Source organism: Escherichia sp. MOD1-EC5189 (genome assembly GCF_002966045.1).
GTDB lineage: Bacteria > Pseudomonadota > Gammaproteobacteria > Enterobacterales > Enterobacteriaceae > Escherichia > Escherichia coli_F.
In genome coordinates, this window is sequence record NZ_PTRX01000025.1 from 15,374 (window position 1) to 36,152 (window position 20,779).

Sequence of the window (20,779 nt, forward strand, 5' to 3'; positions counted from 1 at the left end):
CCGGAGCGGTTATGTTAACGATTCAATTTCTCTGTCCTTTGCCAAACGGTCTTCATGCTCGTCCGGCGTGGGAACTTAAAGAGCAGTGCAGCCAGTGGCAAAGTGAAGTCACCTTTATTAATCATCGCCAGAACGCCAGGGCTGATGCCAAAAGCTCGCTGGCGCTGATTGGCACCGGCACCTTATTTAATGACAGTTGCAGCTTGAACATTAGCGGCAGCGATGAAGAGCAGGCACGGCGCGTGCTGGAAGAGTACATCCAGGTGCGCTTTATCGACAGCGATAGCGTCCAGCCGACGCAGGCAGAACTGACGGCGCATCCACTGCCGCGTTCATTAAGCCGCCTGAACCCTGATTTACTGTACGGCAATGTGCTGGCAAGCGGCGTCGGCGTGGGTACGCTGACCCTGTTACAGAGCAACAGCCTCGACAGTTATCGGGCAATCCCGGCCAGTGCGCAAGACTCCACCTGGCTGGAACACAGCCTGGCAACGCTTGCCGAGCAACTGAACCAGCAGTTGCGCGAGCGTGACGGCGAAAGCAAAACTATCCTCAGCGCCCATTTATCGCTGATTCAGGATGATGAATTTGCAGGGAATATCCGTCGCCTGATGGCAGAACAGCATCAGGGGCTGGGGGCAGCGATCATCAGCAATATGGAGCAGGTTTGCGACAAACTTTCTGCCTCTGCCAGCGATTATCTGCGCGAGCGGGTCAGCGACATTCGCGATATCAGCGAACAGTTGCTGCATATCACCTGGCCGGAACTAAAACCGCGCAATAATCTGGTGCTTGAAAAACCGACTATTCTGGTGGCTGAAGATTTAACCCCAAGCCAGTTTTTGAGCCTCGATTTAAAAAATCTTGCAGGCATGATTCTGGAGAAAACCGGGCGCACCTCGCATACCCTGATTCTGGCCCGTGCCTCGGCGATCCCGGTACTGAGCGGCCTGCCGCTGGATGCGATTGCCCGTTATGCCGGACAACCGGCGGTGCTTGACGCCCAGTGCGGCGTGCTGGCGATTAACCCGAATGACGCGGTGAGCGGTTATTATCAGGTTGCGCAGACGCTGGCGGATAAACGCCAGAAACAACAGGCGCAGGCCGCCGCGCAGCTGGCCTATTCCCGTGATAACAAGCGCATTGATATCGCGGCGAATATTGGCACCGCTCTGGAAGCGCCTGGCGCGTTTGCCAACGGCGCGGAAGGTGTCGGGCTGTTTCGTACCGAAATGCTCTATATGGATCGCGACAGTGCGCCGGACGAACAGGAACAGTTTGAAGCATACCAACAGGTGCTACTGGCGGCGGGCGACAAGCCGATTATTTTCCGCACGATGGACATCGGCGGCGATAAAAGCATTCCTTACCTCAACATTCCCCAGGAAGAGAACCCGTTCCTCGGCTATCGCGCGGTACGTATTTACCCGGAATTTGCTGGTCTGTTCCGCACTCAACTGCGGGCTATTTTGCGCGCTGCCAGTTTCGGTAATGCCCAGTTAATGATCCCAATGGTCCACAGCCTCGATCAGATCTTATGGGTGAAGGGCGAGATCCAAAAAGCGATCGTTGAGCTTAAGCGCGATGGCCTGCGTCATGCAGAGTCGATTACGCTGGGTATCATGGTGGAAGTACCGTCGGTGTGCTACATCATCGACCACTTCTGCGATGAGGTCGATTTCTTCAGTATCGGTTCTAACGATATGACCCAGTATCTGTATGCGGTCGATCGTAATAACCCGCGCGTATCGCCGCTGTATAACCCGATTACGCCATCGTTCCTGCGCATGTTGCAGCAGATTGTTACCACTGCGCATCAGCGCGGCAAATGGGTAGGTATTTGCGGTGAACTGGGCGGTGAAAGTCGTTATCTGCCGCTACTGCTTGGACTGGGCCTGGATGAGCTGAGTATGAGTAGCCCGCGTATTCCGGCGGTGAAAAGCCAGCTTCGTCAACTGGATAGCGAGGCGTGTCGGGAACTGGCGCGTCAGGCTTGCGAGTGCCGCAGCGCGCAGGAAATTGAAGCGTTACTTACCGCGTTTACGCCGGAAGAAGACGTTCGCCCACTGCTGGCGCTGGAGAATATCTTTGTTGATCAGTACTTTAGCAATAAAGAGCAGGCGATCCAGTTCCTGTGCGGCAACCTTGGCGTTAACGGGCGTACTGAACATCCGTTTGAGCTGGAAGAAGATGTCTGGCAGCGGGAAGAGATTGTCACTACTGGCGTTGGTTTTGGCGTGGCGATCCCCCACACCAAATCTCAGTGGATCCGTCATTCCAGTATCAGCATTGCCCGGCTGGTGAAACCGGTTGACTGGCAGTCAGAAATGGGCGAAGTCGAACTGGTGATCATGCTGACGTTGGGTGCTAACGAAGGGATGAATCATGTGAAAGTCTTCTCGCAGCTGGCGCGTAAACTGGTGAATAAAAACTTCCGCCAGTCGCTGTTTGCCGCGCAAGATGCACAAAGCATCCTGACGCTGCTGGAAACGGAATTAACCTTCTGACGTTAGCCCTGAAAACGGGCGCTGTACTCGCCCGGCGTCAGGCCAAACTGACGCCGGAAGACGCGACAAAAATAGTCGCTGTCCGGAAAGCCGCAACGCTGCGCCACTTCATGAATCGACAGATGATATTTCTGCAAAATCATCCTCGCCTTCGCCATTCGCACCCAACGCACATATTCGATAAAACGCATTGTTCCATGCTGCGCAAACAGTTTTGACAGATGATTGGGCGTGATATTAAAAAACTGCGCCACGTTCTCACGGGTGAGCGGCTGGGCATAATTATCCTGAACCCAGTTACAAATGCTGTGATAGAGAAAATCGCCGCGCGGCTGCGAATTACCCGGCGGCATATTCACCACGTTGCGGCAAAGATGCAGCAAACTTAACACCAGTGGCTGAATGATATTTTGCTCCAGCGGCGAACGGCTAAGATGGGTGAGGGCAGTAAGCATTGCTTCACCTTCGCCGCGTTGCAGGCTGGGAAGTTGGATCTGGCGAGCAGGATGCAACAACGACGTGGTGCGGCTATCGTAAAACGATAACCCAAGCCAGGTCGGCGCGAATACCAGGCTTAACAGCATTACCGGTTTGTTGTTGACCGGTAAATTAGCCGCGCGCGCTGGAATAAACAGCATTTCTCCTTCCACCATACGCTGCTGCTTTGCTTCCAGCTGATTGCCGTATTCGCCGCGTAGCACGATATCCAGACGGGGAAAATCAATACATAAACTGCCCATTGGCAATGAGGCGGGCTGGCTGGCAAACCAGACGCGCCCCAGTAGTTGCGGGTTAAGCACCAGGCCGCTGAACAGATCGGCGAAAAATTGTTGATCGGCGGGCAAGCCTGTTGCTTTCATGAAAATCCCGATTACAGATGCATTAACTGCCTGAATTCTTTTACTTTGCTACGGCTGACCGGTACTTCAAAATCCAGATCTTTCAGTCGCAGAATGTAGGTGTTATTAAACCACGGTTCGATTTCGCGGATTTTGTTCAGATTGACACAAAATGAGCGATGGCAGCGGAAAAAATGTGACGGCGGCAGCTTGCTGCAAAACTCAGTAATGTTCATTGGCATTACGTAGGATTCACGCCGCGTATAGACAAAGGTCATTTTCTCGTGCGCTTCGGCGTAATAGATATCGTTAATGGGCGTGACGATGATTCGCTCATCTTTCACTAGATTAATGGTGTCATTCTCACGCGTTACCGTTGCGGCAGGCGTACTGCTGGTTTGCTGTTGCTGCCAGGCTGCTTCCAGCTTTTGCAGCATTCCTGTAATGCGTGATTCCTGATACGGTTTGAGAATGTAGTCAAACGCTTCCAGTTCAAACGCTTCTACCGCATGTTCTTTCCACGCAGTGATGAACACAATAAACGGTTTATGGGCAAACTGGCTGATGTTTTGCGCCAGCAACACGCCATCCAGCGACGGAATATTGATATCCAGAAAAATGGCGTCGACGCGGTTATGCTGCAAAAACTTCAACACGTCCAGACCATCGTCAAAGGTGCCGACAATCTCCATCTGGCTGTGCTCTTTAATCAGCCAGCTCAGTTCCTGTTGTGCCAGGAATTCGTCTTCAACAATGATGACTTTCACAATATCACTCCGGCTCAAAGCAATAACGTAGCCTGTGAGGCGACAGGGGTGCGTTGGTTAGGAATGTAAAACGCAATTTCCGTTCCTGGTTCCAGGCGGCGGATATGCAGCCCCTCGCCATACAATAACTTCACACGATGATGGACATTCAGCAGGCCAATTTTATTGCCCGGCATTTCGTTCGCTTCGACCCGCTCAATCACCTTTGGATCGATGCCGTGCCCGGTATCTCGCACCGCAATGCGTACCCGATTACCGCACTCTGCAACGCTGATGGTGACAACGCCTTTACCTTTGCAAGGCTGGATACCGTGGACAATGGCGTTCTCCACTAAAGGCTGGATCAGCAGGCTGGGAATGCAGCAATTCACCTCTTCATCAATATCATAGATAACCGTCAGCTTGTCGCCAAAGCGGGCCTGCTCAATGGCAATATAGTCTTTAATTTGATACAGCTCTTTTTTGATATCGATTTGCTCATCGTCTTTTAATTCAATGTTATAGCGCAGATAACGCGACAGATTAAAGATTAACTGGCGAGCGGTATCCGGATTCAGACGGATCGACGATGAGATAGCATTCAGAGCATTAAACAGGAAATGGGGATTAATTTTGCTTTGCAGAGCGCGAAGCTCTGCCTTATTTGCCATTTCACGTAGTTGCTCGGCGCGTGAAACCTCCAGTTGGGTGGAGATGATTTGCGACAGACCGACCGCCATTTCCTGTAATGACGAGGTGATCTGATGTGCGTGGCAGTAGTAAATTTTCAGCGTCCCGGTCACGACCCCTTTCTCCCAAAGCGGGATCACCAGCATCGAGTGGATTTCCGGTGTACGGTGGGCTTCATCATTGTTTTTGATAATGATTTTTCCGTAATTCATTGCCTGACGCGTTGTTGGGCTAATGAAATCATCGCCATTCTGATAGTTGTGTTCACCCACGCCAACATAGGCCAGCACATGATCGGTATTAGTAATCGCCACCGCATCGGCGTGAATATCATCGCGGATAATTTCACAAACTTTGCGTAATGACTCGCTATTGACATGGCGAAACAGCGGCAGCGTTTTGTTGGCGATATCCAGCGCCAACTTGGCCTGCCGCGCGGCGCTGGCCTCTTTTTCGCCCTCAACGCTTTGTACCAGCAACACAATAAAGCCGATACAAACGCTGCCGAGGATCATCGGAATCCCGATTTTGGAGACGATATCAATCCCCAGTGCAGTGGTGGGCGCCCAGACAATCACCAGAATCATCGTCAACGTTTCACATAACATGCCACCGAGAATACCGACGCGCCAGCGCTGTGCTTTGGGGATTTTCAGGTTGATCCAGCCTGATATGCAACCCGCGAGAATACTGGTGATAAAGCACGGAATTGCCGTCACGCCGCCGATGTCAATTAAATAACGGTGAATACCCGCAATCACACCGGTAATGATGCCTACCCACGGGCCAAATAGAATTCCGCCTGACATCACCGCGATAATGCGCACATTAACCAGCGAGCCTTCTACGGGCACGCCGGACCAGGTGCTGAACAGGGCGAACAGCGAGAAAATGGCGGTAACGGCGAGCAGCTCTTTTGGGGAGTGCGCCGACTTGTGCAACAGTTCGCGAAACAGGCGGATACGGATGAGAAAGAACAGGCAGATAAGCATTAACGCTGCCCGATCGAAGACCGCCAGCAGCATATTGAATATTTCGTGCACGGGTGACTCTGAATAAGGATTAAACCTCTATGATAGGTAACCTGAAGGCTGATGACCAGCAGGCCGTTTTTGAGGAAAAACCACAATTTTAAAAGGGGATTGAAAGATAAATGGTGTATTAGCAATGCATCTCTTGATAATGCATATCTGTTTGGTAAATTTATTGAAATTATAATGTTAATAAATTGAGTGGTAATTTTCTTGTTAGCGTAGATAAATTTCCTGTTTTTAAAGTGGAGTTCCTCATTTAAGGCTATTAACAAAAATGTTCTAAAACGCTGGACAGACAGAAATTAATCAGGCTATTTTCAAAACAGCCACCATCGTGGCAGCGTCGCTCGGACGGTCCGGGCGCTCACGTTAATCTGAGGAAATTATGGCTGACACTCGCCCTGAACGTCGCTTTACGCGTATTGATCGTCTCCCACCCTACGTTTTTAACATTACCGCTGAACTGAAAATGGCTGCGCGTCGGCGCGGCGAAGATATTATCGATTTCAGTATGGGTAACCCGGACGGTGCGACCCCGCCGCATATCGTCGAAAAATTATGTACGGTGGCCCAGCGACCGGACACGCATGGTTATTCCACCTCGCGTGGTATTCCGCGGTTACGTCGCGCCATTTCCCGCTGGTATCAGGATCGTTACGACGTCGAGATCGACCCGGAATCAGAGGCTATCGTCACCATTGGCTCGAAAGAGGGGCTGGCGCATCTGATGCTGGCGACGCTGGATCACGGTGACACTGTACTGGTGCCTAATCCAAGCTACCCTATTCATATTTACGGCGCGGTGATTGCCGGGGCGCAGGTACGCTCAGTGCCGCTGGTGGAAGGTGTCGATTTCTTCAATGAACTGGAGCGCGCCATTCGCGAAAGTTATCCGAAACCGAAGATGATGATCCTCGGCTTTCCCTCGAACCCAACCGCGCAATGCGTGGAGCTGGAGTTCTTCGAAAAAGTAGTGGCGCTGGCGAAACGCTACGATGTGCTGGTGGTCCATGACCTGGCCTATGCGGACATCGTCTACGATGGCTGGAAAGCGCCGTCAATCATGCAGGTGCCAGGTGCACGCGATGTGGCAGTCGAGTTCTTCACGCTGTCGAAAAGCTACAACATGGCGGGCTGGCGTATCGGCTTTATGGTTGGCAACAAAACGCTGGTCAGTGCGCTGGCACGTATTAAAAGCTATCACGATTACGGTACTTTTACGCCGTTGCAGGTGGCGGCGATTGCGGCACTGGAGGGCGATCAACAGTGCGTTCGCGACATTGCCGAACAGTACAAACGCCGCCGCGATGTACTGGTTAAAGGGCTGCATGAAGCAGGCTGGATGGTCGAAATGCCGAAGGCTTCGATGTACGTCTGGGCGAAAATCCCTGAACCGTATGCTGCCATGGGCTCGCTGGAATTTGCCAAGAAGCTGCTTAATGAAGCGAAGGTCTGTGTCTCACCGGGAATTGGCTTTGGTGACTACGGCGACACCCATGTCCGCTTTGCGCTGATTGAAAACCGCGACCGTATACGCCAGGCGATTCGTGGAATTAAAGCGATGTTCCGTGCCGACGGTTTACTACCCGCCAGCAGCAAACATATTCACGAAAACGCGGAATAAACACCATCGCCAGAAATGCAAACAGGAGCCAGATGGCTCCTGTTTTTCATTGCACAGTTTGCTTTTAGATCATCAGGGCAAAAGTACCGGCCCAAACGATGACCATAAAAGAAATGCCCATAAAGAAATATTTCACTTTACATCTCTCCGCGTAATTACTGTTACGCCTGAATGACTTCATTACACCTGATACAGTGAGTTGACACCGGGCAAAACGACATTGAAAGTCCGTATTTTACCGTGGGCATCACCCCAGAATTCTGAGCTAAACTGCTCGAGACGGCGCTAATGTACGCCTAAAACTGAAACGAGACAAGAGGCATTTTCTTATTTACTTTTAGTAACTTACAGGTGTCTCATATCGGCGACAGTTTAATTTCTGACGGTAATAATTAGAGATTCAGCGAAGGAAAAAACCTTAAGAAAAAAGCCATAAAAACCATGAGGTTATTATGGCTGATTTGAGGAGGGAAAGAGTAAGAGCAGTTTGTTAAATGTATAACGACGATTCTCCCACCGGGCGCGTTTTAAAGCGACGGTGGATCCAGAGGTATTGCTCAGGTGCGCGCATAATCTCTTTCTCGATAATCTTGTTCATATAGGCAGCGGCTTGATTTTCATCTGCCGGGTAGCCTTCCATTTCAGGGGTGATGAACAACCGATATCCGCTGTAATCCGTTTTTCTGACCATCGTTACGGTCAACATGGCTGCGCCAGAGAGACGAGAGAGGACATAGGTGCCATTGGTTGTGGCAACATTTTCTACCGCAAAGAACGGTGCGAAGGAGCTACCTTTACGACCATAATCCTGATCGGGAGCAAACCATACGGCTTCACCTTTCTTCAGCGCACCGACAATACCGCGCAGATTATTTCTGCCGATCATCGCTTTGTTAGAGCGCATGCGACCACGGGTCTGCACCCATTCCATCAGCTGATTATTATGCGGACGATAGGTGGCCATCATTGGCTGACATAGTCCCATCACGCGGCCGCCCAATTCCAGCGACATAAAATGGACGCCGACAACCATCACGCCACGATTTTGCAGTTGTGCGCGTTTGAGGTTATCCAGCCCTTCAACATCAAACCATTTACGTACGCGACTGTCGGGCCAGAACCATGCCATGCCGGTTTCTACCAGCGCCATGCCGAGTGAACGAAAGTTTTCGGCAATCATCTTCTCGCGCTCTTCAGCAGAATGCTGTGGGAAACAAAGTTCCAGGTTCTTACGGGCGATAGATTCACGACGTTTCAGGAATGGTCGCGCCATCGTGCCGATACGCGTGCCGAGAAAACAGAGAACAGGGTAAGGAAGCTGTACCCAAAGCCAGAGTACACCAAGCCCAAACCATGTGAGCCAGTAGCGAGGATGTAGAAACTCGCGGGAAAATTTGCATTTTGGAAACATAGTTACCTTCTGTAGATACGAATTGTTGTATCGCAGAAGATTCCATGTCGACAGCGGTACACTCAATTGATTGGGCCATCATGTACGACAATGGTTCCTGTAAAGAGTGTAAAGACTAGTCAGGACATAACCACGAGGAGCATGAATGCGGTGCTTTTACTTTATCACTGGCTGACTGCTTTCAGCTACTGATTATTTATCGTGCAAAGTAAATATTTTTTTCGCACATTACAGTCTTGCATTTAACGTGCTGTTTTCATTAATACTTAGCAAAAATTGCCAGAGGTTAAGGATTGTCTTACTATTAAAGTGACTGAAGTTACAGGTTTTTTAGCGCGGCAGGAGGTTGAGCTATGATTTATTTATGGATGTTTCTCGCCCTGTGTATTGTCTGCGTAAGCGGATACATCGGTCAGGTACTGAACGTGGTCTCGGCGGTCTCTTCTTTCTTCGGCATGGTGATCCTCGCTGCACTCATTTACTACTTCACCATGTGGTTAACTGGCGGTAATGAACTAGTGACGGGGATATTTATGTTTCTTGCTCCGGCTTGTGGCTTGATGATTCGCTTTATGGTGGGGTATGGCAGGCGGTAGTAGTTCAGGATGGATCATTTGGGCAGGTGCTCACATCATCAACAGATATGATTGTTCACCTGCCATGTGACAGACGCTATCGCACAGGATGAATAAGATAATTCGCCTTTGTCGGAAAAGGGGGCGTGATGTCTTCTGTGAGATTTAATGGTGGCGCATCTTCTCTCATCTTAAACAAAATCGCCTGTGATGGTTGAAGTTTTGTAGAATGAGTTGTCGTCATCACTGACGTTTTTTCTGTCTCTTTATAGCTCGTCTCACTTCCACCACCAGAAATGGAAAATGCAAAAACATTGCATGCCATAATAGAGACCAATAAAAATAAGCTAAAAAGCATTAAGTTTACTTTCATAGAAAGTTATCCTGAGAATGGCTCACTGAGAACCTACGATGTTATGGCTGTATTTACATTTAATTAATCAGTATTTACATCGATATAATAAATGACATCTCTTTGTGGTATATAAGAATAGTTCTCTGCGACAGGAAGCATATTCCTACAATTGTAAGACTAAAATACTTCTTACGATAATAACTACAACTGTAAGATAACCCTTTCAAAATGACCGTTGCTCTCTGATTTCTCATTTCATGCTCACCCAATATGATGGCGGCGTTTTCTAAAACTGTTAAAGAATGAGGTAAGTATGAAACGTTTAATTATGGCTACGATGGTCACAGCGATTTTGGCATCATCAACTGTATGGGCTGCTGATAATGCACCGGTAGCAGCACAACAGCAAACTCAGCAAGTTCAGCAAACTCAGAAAACGGTAGCAGCAGAGCGTATCTCTGAACAGGGTTTATATGCGATGCGTGACGTGCAGGTAGCGCGCCTGGCTCTGTTTCATGGCGATCCGGAAAAGGCAAAAGAACTGACCAATGAAGCTTCAGCTTTGCTGTCAGATGACAGTACTGAATGGGCAAAGTTCGCTAAGCCAGGTAAAAAGACCAATGTCAATGATGACCAATATATTGTCATTAATGCATCTGTCGGAATTTCTGAGAGTTATGTAGCGACACCAGAAAAAGAAGCAGCGATAAAAATTGCGAATGAAAAAATGGCGAAAGGGGATAAAAAGGGCGCAATGGAAGAGCTTCGCCTGGCCGGTGTTGGCGTAATGGAAAACCAATATCTGATGCCGCTTAAACAGACTCGTAATGCACTTGCTGATGCGCAGAAACTGCTTGATAAAAAGCAATACTACGAGGCAAACCTGGCGCTTAAAGGTGCGGAAGATGGAATCATCGTCGATAGCGAAGCACTGTTTGTGAACTAATGCTGACAGGCAGCATATTGAAGTAAAAGATTTTACTCCCTCTAGGCGACAATTTTTTATGACCACAATACGACCGATTGTGGTCATAAAATTATTTGGCGCTCGCGGTTCTATAAACACGCATTTTCTATTCCTCAAAGTAAACATTAATAATCCCGTGTCATCACGAAATCATTGTTTATGTTATGTTTTATGGTACGATTTAAAAATCGTAATCATTTCCCTAACTGTAAATCACAATCGCTTCTTACAGTTGTAAGAATAACATCACAAATGTCGCGGCTCTCTCTGATTACCGCAAACCAATATTTATCATATTCTTCTTTTCGTCCTCACTACTTACCATGCAGAAAGGAATTGGAAGTGGCGATGAAATGATTTTCAGCACTTGATACAGGAATTTAAAAATATCGAGTGCAGCTACGACGATATTTTGCGGATTATTTATAGAGGGCGTTATGCCTTAAATAAACGCTAAATTAACATATATTTAATTAACTAATAGGTATTGCTATGTCAACTCCACTTCAAGGAATTAAAGTTCTCGATTTCACCGGTGTGCAATCTGGCCCATCTTGTACTCAGATGCTGGCGTGGTTTGGCGCTGACGTCATTAAAATTGAACGTCCCGGCGTTGGTGACGTAACGCGTCGCCAGCTGCGAGATATTCCTGATATCGATGCACTTTACTTCACCATGCTTAACAGCAACAAACGTTCTATTGAATTAAATACCAAAACAGCGGAAGGCAAAGAGGTAATGGAAAAGCTGATCCGCGAAGCTGATATCTTGGTCGAGAACTTTCATCCAGGGGCTATTGATCACATGGGCTTCACCTGGGAGCATATTCAGGAAATCAACCCACGTCTGATTTTTGGTTCGATCAAAGGGTTTGATGAGTGTTCGCCTTATGTGAATGTAAAAGCCTATGAAAACGTTGCTCAGGCAGCGGGTGGCGCGGCATCCACTACGGGTTTTTGGGACGGCCCGCCGCTGGTAAGCGCTGCAGCGTTGGGTGACAGCAACACCGGAATGCATTTGCTGATCGGTTTACTTGCTGCTTTGCTGCATCGCGAAAAAACGGGGCGTGGGCAACGAGTTACCATGTCAATGCAGGATGCCGTGTTGAACCTTTGCCGCGTGAAATTACGTGACCAGCAGCGCCTCGATAAGCTGGGTTATCTGGAAGAATACCCGCAGTATCCGAATGGCACATTTGGCGACGCAGTACCACGCGGTGGTAATGCGGGTGGTGGCGGTCAGCCTGGCTGGATCCTGAAATGTAAAGGCTGGGAAACCGATCCTAACGCCTATATCTATTTCACTATTCAGGAGCAAAACTGGGAAAACACCTGTAAAGCTATCGGCAAACCAGAATGGATTACCGATCCGGCATACAGTACAGCTCATGCCCGACAGCCACATATTTTCGATATTTTTGCTGAAATCGAAAAATACACTGTCACTATTGATAAACATGAAGCGGTGGCCTATTTGACTCAGTTTGATATTCCTTGTGCACCGGTTTTAAGTATGAAAGAAATTTCACTTGATCCCTCTTTGCGCCAAAGTGGCAGTGTTGTCGAAGTGGAGCAACCGTTGCGTGGAAAATATCTGACAGTTGGTTGTCCAATGAAATTCTCTGCCTTTACGCCGGATATTAAAGCTGCGCCGCTATTAGGTGAACATACCGCTGCTGTATTGCAGGAGCTGGGTTATAGCGACGATGAAATTGCTGCAATGAAGCAAAACCACGCCATCTGATATTAACGGGGGCTTCTGGCTCCCAATTTATAAAAATTTCGAGGTTATTAATCATGTCAGATCAACTTCAAATGACAGATGGTATGCATATCATCGTTGAAGCATTAAAACAGAATAATATTGACACTATTTATGGTGTTGTAGGTATTCCTGTGACGGATATGGCGCGCCATGCCCAGGCGGAAGGCATTCGTTATATTGGTTTTCGTCATGAGCAATCTGCAGGCTATGCGGCTGCGGCAAGCGGTTTTCTTACCCAAAAGCCAGGGATCTGCCTGACCGTTTCTGCGCCAGGATTCCTCAATGGTTTGACCGCATTGGCCAACGCAACAGTAAATGGTTTTCCGATGATCATGATCAGCGGCTCCAGCGATCGCGCGATCGTTGATCTCCAGCAAGGTGATTATGAAGAGCTGGACCAAATGAATGCGGCAAAACCCTATGCCAAAGCGGCATTCCGCGTTAACCAGCCGCAGGATCTTGGCATTGCGTTGGCACGCGCTATCCGGGTCTCCGTTTCGGGTCGCCCTGGTGGTGTTTATCTTGATTTGCCAGCAAATGTCCTGGCTGCGACGATGGAAAAAGACGAAGCATTAGCCACTATTGTTAAAGTTGAAAACCCATCGCCAGCGTTATTGCCATGCCCGAAGTCAGTCACTAGTGCAATTTCGCTGTTAGCAAAAGCAGAACGGCCATTAATTATCCTTGGTAAAGGCGCGGCGTATTCACAAGCTGATGAGCAGCTTCGTGAGTTTATTGAAAGTACCCAGATTCCATTCCTGCCAATGTCTATGGCGAAAGGGATCCTGGAAGATACGCATCCACTTTCTGCGGCGGCTGCGCGTTCGTTTGCGCTGGCAAATGCTGATGTTGTCATGCTTGTTGGGGCGCGACTGAATTGGTTACTGGCGCACGGTAAAAAAGGATGGGCGGCAGATACACAGTTTATTCAACTGGATATAGAACCGCAGGAAATTGACAGCAACCGCCCCATTGCTGTGCCAGTCGTTGGCGATATTGCATCCAGTATGCACGGTATGCTGGCAGAACTGAAACAAAACACATTTACGACTCCACTGGTGTGGCGCGATATTTTAAATATCCACAAGCAGCAAAATGCGCAAAAAATGCATGAAAAGTTAAGTACAGATACCCAACCATTAAATTACTTTAATGCATTGAGTGCGGTGCGCGATGTATTGCGCGAGAACCAGGATATTTATTTAGTTAATGAAGGGGCAAATACCCTGGATAATGCACGAAATATTATTGATATGTATAAACCACGTCGTCGTCTGGATTGTGGCACCTGGGGTGTCATGGGCATCGGTATGGGCTATGCCATCGGTGCTAGCGTGACCTCTGGTTCTCCGGTTGTCGCCATTGAAGGTGATAGTGCTTTTGGTTTCAGTGGGATGGAGATTGAAACGATTTGTCGATATAACCTGCCGGTGACAATCGTTATTTTTAATAATGGCGGCATCTACAGAGGAGACGGTGTTGATCTCAGTGGCGCTGGTGCACCATCACCAACAGATCTATTGCACCATGCAAGGTATGACAAATTAATGGATGCATTTCGTGGCGTTGGATATAACGTCACCACGACAGATGAGCTTCGTCATGCGTTAACCACCGGTATTCAGTCGCGCAAACCGACCATTATTAATGTGGTCATCGACCCAGCAGCAGGAACTGAAAGTGGCCATATTACCAAACTTAACCCAAAACAAGTCGCTGGTAATTAAATACTGACATCGTCTCCTCTTGCCAACTCATTATCGATGGTGAGGGGACCCTTATCGGAAATACTATTATGCTAACATTTTTTATTGGCGATTTATTGCCTATTATCGTAATCATGCTGTTGGGTTATTTTAGCGGCAGACGAGAAACTTTTTCAGAAGATCAAGCCCGGGCATTTAATAAACTGGTATTAAACTACGCTCTTCCTGCGGCCCTATTTGTTTCTATTACCCGGGCAAACAGGGAAATGATTTTTGCGGACACTCGCCTGACCCTTGTATCACTTGTGGTTATTGTCGGATGTTTCTTTTTCTCCTGGTTTGGTTGCTACAAATTTTTTAAACGTACCCATGCAGAAGCAGCAGTATGTGCATTAATTGCAGGTTCACCTACCATTGGATTCCTGGGGTTTGCAGTTCTCGACCCTATTTATGGTGATTCCGTATCAACAGGTTTAGTGGTAGCAATTATTTCTATTATTGTTAACGCAATTACTATTCCTATTGGTCTATATTTGCTGAATCCCTCCTCAGGAGCGGATGGTAAGAAGAATAGCAATCTGAGCGCGTTAATCTCTGCGGCAAAGGAGCCAGTCGTATGGGCACCTGTTCTGGCAACGATCCTGGTGTTGGTTGGGGTAAAAATTCCGGCAGCATGGGATCCAACCTTTAATCTGATTGCGAAGGCTAACTCAGGGGTAGCGGTATTCGCTGCGGGGTTGACTCTGGCTGCACATAAATTCGAGTTCAGTGCTGAAATTGCTTATAACACCTTCCTGAAGCTGATTCTGATGCCACTGGCACTGCTTCTCGTTGGTATGGCATGTCATTTGAACAGCGAACATCTGCAGATGATGGTACTGGCAGGCGCATTACCGCCGGCATTCTCCGGAATCATTATTGCCAGCCGGTTTAATGTCTACACCCGCACTGGTACAGCGTCATTGGCTGTTAGCGTGCTGGGTTTTGTCGTCACGGCTCCCTTGTGGATTTATGTCAGTCGACTGGTTTCATAATTAATCATGTTATTAATTTTCATAAATGCCGAAGAGTCTTTTCACCTTCGGCTTTTTTTCAAGGCATAAGCAAATGACAAATACTGAAAGCAAAGGCCCATTTGAAGGGTTATTAGTTATTGATATGACTCATGTCCTTAATGGGCCTTTCGGAACTCAACTTCTTTGTAATATGGGCGCAAGGGTAATTAAAGTTGAGCCGCCAGGTCATGGTGATGATACCCGCACATTTGGTCCCTATGTGGATGGACAGTCACTCTATTACAGTTTTATTAATCATGGCAAAGAGAGCGTGGTTCTTGATTTAAAGAATGATCACGATAAAAGCATATTTATAAATATGCTTAAACAAGCGGATGTATTAGCTGAGAATTTTCGCCCAGGTACAATGGAAAAACTGGGGTTTTCGTGGGAAACGCTACAAGAAATCAACCCACGCCTCATATATGCTTCATCGTCAGGTTTCGGACATACCGGTCCGCTAAAAGATGCTCCGGCCTACGATACCATTATTCAGGCAATGAGTGGAATAATGATGGAAACGGGATATCCTGATGCTCCGCCAGTGCGTGTTGGCACCTCTCTTGCAGATCTCTGTGGCGGTGTCTATTTATTCAGTGGAATCGTGAGTGCGCTTTATGGCCGCGAAAAGAGCCAGCGAGGGGCGCATGTCGATATCGCGATGTTTGATGCCACTCTGAGTTTTCTGGAGCATGGACTGATGGCATATATCGCGACAGGGAAGTCACCACAACGCCTGGGAAATCGCCATCCCTACATGGCTCCTTTTGATGTTTTCGATACTCAGGATAAACCAATTACTATTTGTTGTGGTAATGACAAGCTTTTTTCTGCGTTATGCCAGGCACTGGATCTGACGGAACTTGTTGATGATCCCCGATTTAACAGCAATATTTTACGTGTACAAAATCAAGCTATTCTTAAACAATATATTGAGCGGACGTTAAAAACGCAGGCAGCTGAAGTTTGGTTAGCCAGAATAAATGAAGTTGGTGTGCCTGTAGCGCCGCTATTAAGTGTGGCTGAGGCCATTAATTTGCCACAAACTCAGGCGAGAAATATGTTGATTGAAGCCGGGGGAATAATGATGCCGGGTAATCCGATAAAAATCAGCGGCTGCGCGGACCCGCATGTTATGCCGGGAGCGGCAACGCTCGACCAGCATGGGGAACAAATTCGCCAGGAATTCTCATCGTAAATGTTAGATGTGCTGGTAAATAGCTCCCACATTTGAACATTGTGGGAGCCGCTATTTAGTCATTTTGTTGACAGAAAACCGCAATCTCCTGGTCTAACTCTGCAATGTGTTCTTTAACAGAGTTCAGCAACTTAAGAATTTCAGGCTTGCTGTCATCTGAAACGGGCGTTATTTCTAACTGGTGGCTAAGATTAATCAACTTTTGCAAATTCAGGATGTTAGCCGCACCGTGGATGCGATGAATACACTGATGGAAAGTTCTGTTATCGCCAGCTTCTAACGCATGAAACGCAGCGGGTAGATCTTTATGCGTTTCATGCTGGAAAGTCATGAGAATCTCCTGCATCAGTTGTAGATCGTTCGCCGTATTATTTTTCAGGGCCTCGATATCAAGGTGGCGATACTGAGGTGCAATATGCGCAACCTGGTGTAACTGACTTAAATGTGTTTTCAGTACATCCAGGGTTAACGGTTTGAACAAACATAAGTTCATGCCGCAATTTAACCCTTTGTCGCGTTCATTAGCCTGTGCGTTGGCCGTAAGCCCCCAGACGGGTAAAGAATAATGTTGCTCACGGAGTTTGCGGGTCAACTCAAAACCATCCATATTCGGCATATTAACATCAGTAATAAGCAGATCATAATGCTGCATACTGACTTTGTGTAGCGCTTGTACACCATCAGAGGCTTCATCAACATCATATCCTAATAGGTTTAGCTGGCGTTTGAGTAATAGCCTGTTGGTCGGATGATCATCCGCGATTAATATGCTCAACTTTTCAGGGAGTGTCATAGGTTGTTCTGCTTTTGCCTCGACAGTCGCCACTTGTTGGGTAATTTCTACCGGGATTGTGATCGTAAATGTCGTTCCTATGCCTGGATGACTTTCTAATGACAAATCGCCCTGCATGTTTTTAATTAATTCTTTGCAGATCATTAAGCCTAAACCAGAACCTGTTTGCTGACGACCTGCTGTTGTTTGGCTATAGCGTTTAAACAGTTGTTGTTGTTCTTCCTGCGATAATCCGCTTCCGGTGTCCATAATCGTCATTTTGATAACAGCGTGGTTGTCATCAATATGAACCAGGGAAGTCGTAATTTTTACTGCCCCCTCGGTGGTAAATTTAAGGGCATTACTCAGTAAATTAGACAGCACCTGCTTAAATGCTTGAGGGTCGATTTTAACCAGGTAGCGTTCAGGAAGCGTACTGCTGCAATTTAATGCGATGGATTTGCTTGCAGCAATCGCACCGAAAGAATGACAAGTGTTTTGGACTAAAGTAGGGATATCGACCCATTGTGGTTGAAGTTGATAGTTACCCGATTCAATTTTGTCGACATCAAGGATTTCACCAATTAAGCCGAGGAGTGACTGTCCGGTGGCGTAAGCAAGTGAAATCGCCTCCACACGTTGCTCCTTGCTAAGACCTGAACCCGACAGAAGTTCCAGGAAGCCCATAATGGAGCTTATTGGTGTTCTTATTTCGTGACTCATTGTTGCCAGGAACTGGCTTTTTGCGACAGTTGCATTGATCGCTTTATTTCTTTCTACTTCGAGTGCATGAATTAAATCACGCGTCTCGGTAATATCTTGCCAACCACAAATATATACTGCATTGTCACTTGCAGGTAAATTGCATAATGTATGCCAATGATTAATGCATCTTTTTTCAGTACCATTATTAATTTCAAAAACTTGGCTATATATTGTTCTGTTTTCTTTCGTTTCTGCTGTGACTTCATGCACATTAGAAAAAACATCTTTAAAGGGGGAGTCACTGTTTTCTAATGGCAACATTGCATTTTTGTAGTAATCAGCAGTGAAATAATGTTCAAATGCACTATTGTGACTAATGACATTACCTTGCCAGTTTACAACATAAGTTGGATTCGGTAAGGAATCCGAGAGTGCTTTCCGGAATGATATTTGGTTTTCTAAATCACCCTGAATTACCTTACGACGACGAACTGAGCGTAACAGGTAGAATCCCCATAAAAGGCTACTGCCAACTAATAAAACGGATAAAGTCGTAACAATGTAAAATTGCTCACTATAGAGGTCCCATGTGTCAATGGTCACATTGGGCATTTTGATCCATTTTTCTGTCAGGCGCAGAACTTCGCTTGGTGGAATTGCATTCAATGCTTTATTAATAATATCCTTAAGTTCTGGTTCTCCGCGAGGAAAAGCGAATGAAAGCGATGCATTCTCAACGCCGGGAATAAGAAAATGATAAAGCTCATTAGGATAGTAATGGTCGATCATGTAACGCGAATTTAGCTGTGTCGCGACCAGGGCATCAAGTTCACCTTCCTTAACCTTGTGAAATGCAGCGCTAGCATTATCGACTTGTATCCACTCAACCTCCGGATACATCTCTTTCAATTGCGAATGAAGCTCATAATAATATGGAATGGCAACTTTCATTCCTTTTTTTAATGTTTGTTCACTGTCAGGCGCTTTTTGCATGACAAAAACGTAAGGCGTTGTTATGAAGGCTTCAGCAAATGAAACATTATTTTCTCGATCTTCACTATAAATAGCGGCGGGCAATATATCCCATCCACCGGGGTTAAGCTGTGTCCCCGCATGAATATTGTGTGAAACGGTGATCGGAGAAAAATTTAAACCTGTTTGCAAGGTAATAATATTAAGAATATCACCCATCACGCCCCGAACTGAGCCAGTTTCATCTGTCATAGAATAGGGTGGCGAGTAAGGATTTTCCAGCACCTTTAAATCGGGATGCTGCTTAATCCACTGTTTTTCATGTTCAGTGAGTTCTAATGGTTTGTTCAGAAAGGCCAGGTTTCCTGTATCAAGCCAATTTTGTGATACTTCATAGCGAACTTCATTTGTTAAAGCATTGACAAATCGATTGAGTACTTCATTAAGAACGATTGAATCTTTTCTGGTTAATAAAAAGTTATATTGACGCGGTGAGTTATAATACTTCACTACATTTAAGGAGTGAGTAAAATAACGGGAAATCATACTGCTGGTAATGATGTTACTACCAATAAAGTAATCATTCTGTCCGGCTGAGACGGATGCTAATGCCTGATATAAATTTGTAAAAGAGATAATTGTTGCTTTGGGAAATGATTGGTGAATTACCTCGTCGGGGGGGTAATTTGCTACTCGCGCAATATTTACTGGTTTTGATGAGGTAAGCGGTCGCATTGAATCGTGAAGGGTAGTGACCAACGCAGGAAAGGTAATTATCAGAGGATTAGTTGCAGCAATGTCATCATTAAGAGGCGGCGAAGCAACTAAATGTGATAACACGATATCAACTTCACCGTCTTCCAGCGCGTCCATTGCTTTTTGATGATCTGCGTATTCCCGGAGTATTAATTTGATATTTAACGCTCTTTTTAAAAGATTTAAATAATCAGCATTAATACCACGAATCCGTTGCTGCGAATCGGTATGCAACAACGTAGCTGTTTGGGACTTGTGTACTGCAATCACAAGATTTTTTTTGCTCGCCAGCCAGCGTAATTCCTTGTTGCTCAGACGTAGTGGATCAAGTGTGACACGGTTGTTACTACTGATGCCACGATATTCGATGTAATCTCCGTCTGCGAAACTTATGGTCGACCAAAGACCACAACAGAGAAGAAAAATATAGGGTAAAAACTTCATGTGGTTAGCCGATTTTGTTACGTTGTGCGAATGTGTAAAGATCCATCAGTGATTTGCATTCTAATTTTTCCATCAAGCGACTTTTATAAGTGCTGACAGTTTTGTTGCTGATGAACATTTTTTCAGCAATGTCATTATTATCCTTGCCATCAAGAATATACCGCATGACACTAATTTCTTGTTTCGATAAGGAGTCGAGTTTTTGCTGGTCGGACGTTAAACTTCCAACAAACCGATTGAGAGAGAAGGGGAAATAGCAGTAGCCATTTTTTGCAGCTTCAATAGCCGCAATGATATTGTTCATGCCTTCTTTTTTACTCACGAAACCATTAGCGCCAGCATCAGCACAATGTTTCCCGTAAAAATGGTCATTTTTAGCGGAGACAATAATAATAATTCCGCTATATTGGCGCTTTCTCAGCGTTTCTAACACCTGGATACCGTTAACTCCGGGGATATCGACATCAATGATGACGATATCAGGCTTAAGTGTTTCCACCCGCTGAACGGCGCTTCCGCCTTCAGTCAACTCTGCTAAGATTTCAATATCGTTTTTGATCAATAAATTACGAATTGCTGCGATAGCAAGAGGATGGTCATCAATAATTATTGCGTTCATAGATTATTCCCTTTGCAATGAAGCATTTCCCTTCTCCCTG

16 protein-coding genes are annotated in these 20,779 nt (G+C 46.6%); 8 read left to right on the plus strand and 8 right to left on the minus strand.

Annotated elements, in window-relative coordinates; all coding sequences use genetic code 11:
• Positions 1-11: 11 nt before the first annotated feature.
• Complete coding sequence (gene ptsP, locus ATB02_RS19200) at positions 12-2,507, plus strand: phosphoenolpyruvate--protein phosphotransferase (RefSeq protein ID WP_105272100.1); 2,496 nt, start codon at positions 12-14, stop codon at positions 2,505-2,507.
• Between the two features lie 2 nt (positions 2,508-2,509).
• On the opposite strand, the gene ATB02_RS19205 is transcribed toward ptsP, so the two are convergent.
• Genes ATB02_RS19205 through ypdA form a run of 3 tightly spaced genes read right to left on the minus strand, consistent with a single transcriptional unit; the run spans position 2,510 to position 5,825 of the window.
• A complete protein-coding gene (locus ATB02_RS19205; protein WP_105272101.1) occupies positions 2,510-3,367 on the minus strand; it encodes an AraC family transcriptional regulator in 858 nt (285 codons plus the stop codon).
• Positions 3,368-3,378: 11 nt separating this feature from the next.
• Positions 3,379-4,113 carry a two-component system response regulator YpdB gene (ypdB, locus tag ATB02_RS19210; RefSeq protein WP_001295458.1) on the minus strand — a complete coding sequence of 245 codons (735 nt, stop codon included), beginning with the start codon at positions 4,111-4,113 and terminating at the stop codon, positions 3,379-3,381.
• A 14-nt stretch (positions 4,114-4,127) separates the two neighbouring features.
• On the minus strand, positions 4,128-5,825 hold the full coding sequence (gene ypdA, locus ATB02_RS19215) for a two-component system sensor histidine kinase YpdA (RefSeq protein WP_000544359.1): 1,698 nt from the start codon (positions 5,823-5,825) through the stop codon (positions 4,128-4,130).
• A 376-nt stretch (positions 5,826-6,201) separates the two neighbouring features.
• On the opposite strand from ypdA, the gene alaC reads away from it, so the two are divergent.
• Complete coding sequence (gene alaC / locus ATB02_RS19220) at positions 6,202-7,440, plus strand: alanine transaminase (RefSeq protein WP_000785931.1); 1,239 nt, start codon at positions 6,202-6,204, stop codon at positions 7,438-7,440.
• A 64-nt stretch (positions 7,441-7,504) separates the two neighbouring features.
• On the opposite strand, the gene ypdK is transcribed toward alaC, so the two are convergent.
• The gene (gene ypdK / locus ATB02_RS19225; RefSeq protein ID WP_010723117.1) at positions 7,505-7,576 is read right to left on the minus strand and encodes a membrane protein YpdK; all 72 of its coding nucleotides are present in this window, start codon (positions 7,574-7,576) and stop codon (positions 7,505-7,507) included.
• Between the two features lie 354 nt (positions 7,577-7,930).
• A complete protein-coding gene (lpxP, locus tag ATB02_RS19230) occupies positions 7,931-8,851 on the minus strand; it encodes a kdo(2)-lipid IV(A) palmitoleoyltransferase (RefSeq protein WP_000484014.1) in 921 nt (306 codons plus the stop codon).
• A gap of 353 nt (positions 8,852-9,204) precedes the next feature.
• On the opposite strand from lpxP, the gene ATB02_RS19240 reads away from it, so the two are divergent.
• Positions 9,205-9,447 carry a YfdY family protein gene (locus tag ATB02_RS19240; protein WP_000639883.1) on the plus strand — a complete coding sequence of 81 codons (243 nt, stop codon included), beginning with the start codon at positions 9,205-9,207 and terminating at the stop codon, positions 9,445-9,447.
• A 76-nt stretch (positions 9,448-9,523) separates the two neighbouring features.
• Here the strand turns inward: ATB02_RS19240 and ypdI are convergent, their stop codons facing one another.
• Positions 9,524-9,799: a colanic acid biosynthesis lipoprotein YpdI gene (ypdI, locus tag ATB02_RS19245; RefSeq protein ID WP_000867670.1), complete on the minus strand. Its 276-nt coding sequence runs from the start codon at positions 9,797-9,799 to the stop codon at positions 9,524-9,526.
• A gap of 295 nt (positions 9,800-10,094) precedes the next feature.
• On the opposite strand from ypdI, the gene ATB02_RS19250 reads away from it, so the two are divergent.
• The 5 genes from ATB02_RS19250 (at position 10,095) to yfdE (ending at position 16,471) form a co-directional block, all read left to right on the plus strand.
• On the plus strand, positions 10,095-10,727 hold the full coding sequence (locus ATB02_RS19250; protein WP_105272102.1) for a YfdX family protein: 633 nt from the start codon (positions 10,095-10,097) through the stop codon (positions 10,725-10,727).
• 513 nt (positions 10,728-11,240) lie between these two features.
• A complete protein-coding gene (frc, locus tag ATB02_RS19255; RefSeq protein WP_000106772.1) occupies positions 11,241-12,491 on the plus strand; it encodes a formyl-CoA transferase in 1,251 nt (416 codons plus the stop codon).
• Positions 12,492-12,544: 53 nt separating this feature from the next.
• On the plus strand, positions 12,545-14,239 hold the full coding sequence (gene oxc / locus ATB02_RS19260; RefSeq protein WP_039020916.1) for an oxalyl-CoA decarboxylase: 1,695 nt from the start codon (positions 12,545-12,547) through the stop codon (positions 14,237-14,239).
• A 68-nt stretch (positions 14,240-14,307) separates the two neighbouring features.
• A complete protein-coding gene (gene yfdV, locus ATB02_RS19265) occupies positions 14,308-15,252 on the plus strand; it encodes a transporter YfdV (protein ID WP_000955028.1) in 945 nt (314 codons plus the stop codon).
• 73 nt (positions 15,253-15,325) lie between these two features.
• Positions 15,326-16,471, plus strand: a complete 1,146-nt coding sequence (gene yfdE, locus ATB02_RS19270) for a CoA:oxalate CoA-transferase (RefSeq protein ID WP_105272103.1) — start codon at positions 15,326-15,328, stop codon at positions 16,469-16,471.
• 55 nt (positions 16,472-16,526) lie between these two features.
• Here yfdE and evgS read toward each other — a convergent pair whose 3' ends face one another.
• Both evgS and evgA read right to left on the minus strand, forming a co-directional pair.
• A complete protein-coding gene (gene evgS / locus ATB02_RS19275; RefSeq protein ID WP_105272104.1) occupies positions 16,527-20,120 on the minus strand; it encodes an acid-sensing system histidine kinase EvgS in 3,594 nt (1,197 codons plus the stop codon).
• A gap of 4 nt (positions 20,121-20,124) precedes the next feature.
• Positions 20,125-20,739 (minus strand): acid-sensing system DNA-binding response regulator EvgA, encoded by a 615-nt coding sequence (evgA, locus tag ATB02_RS19280; RefSeq protein WP_000991370.1) that lies wholly within the window; start codon positions 20,737-20,739, stop codon positions 20,125-20,127.
• Between the last annotated feature and the right edge of the window lie 40 nt (positions 20,740-20,779).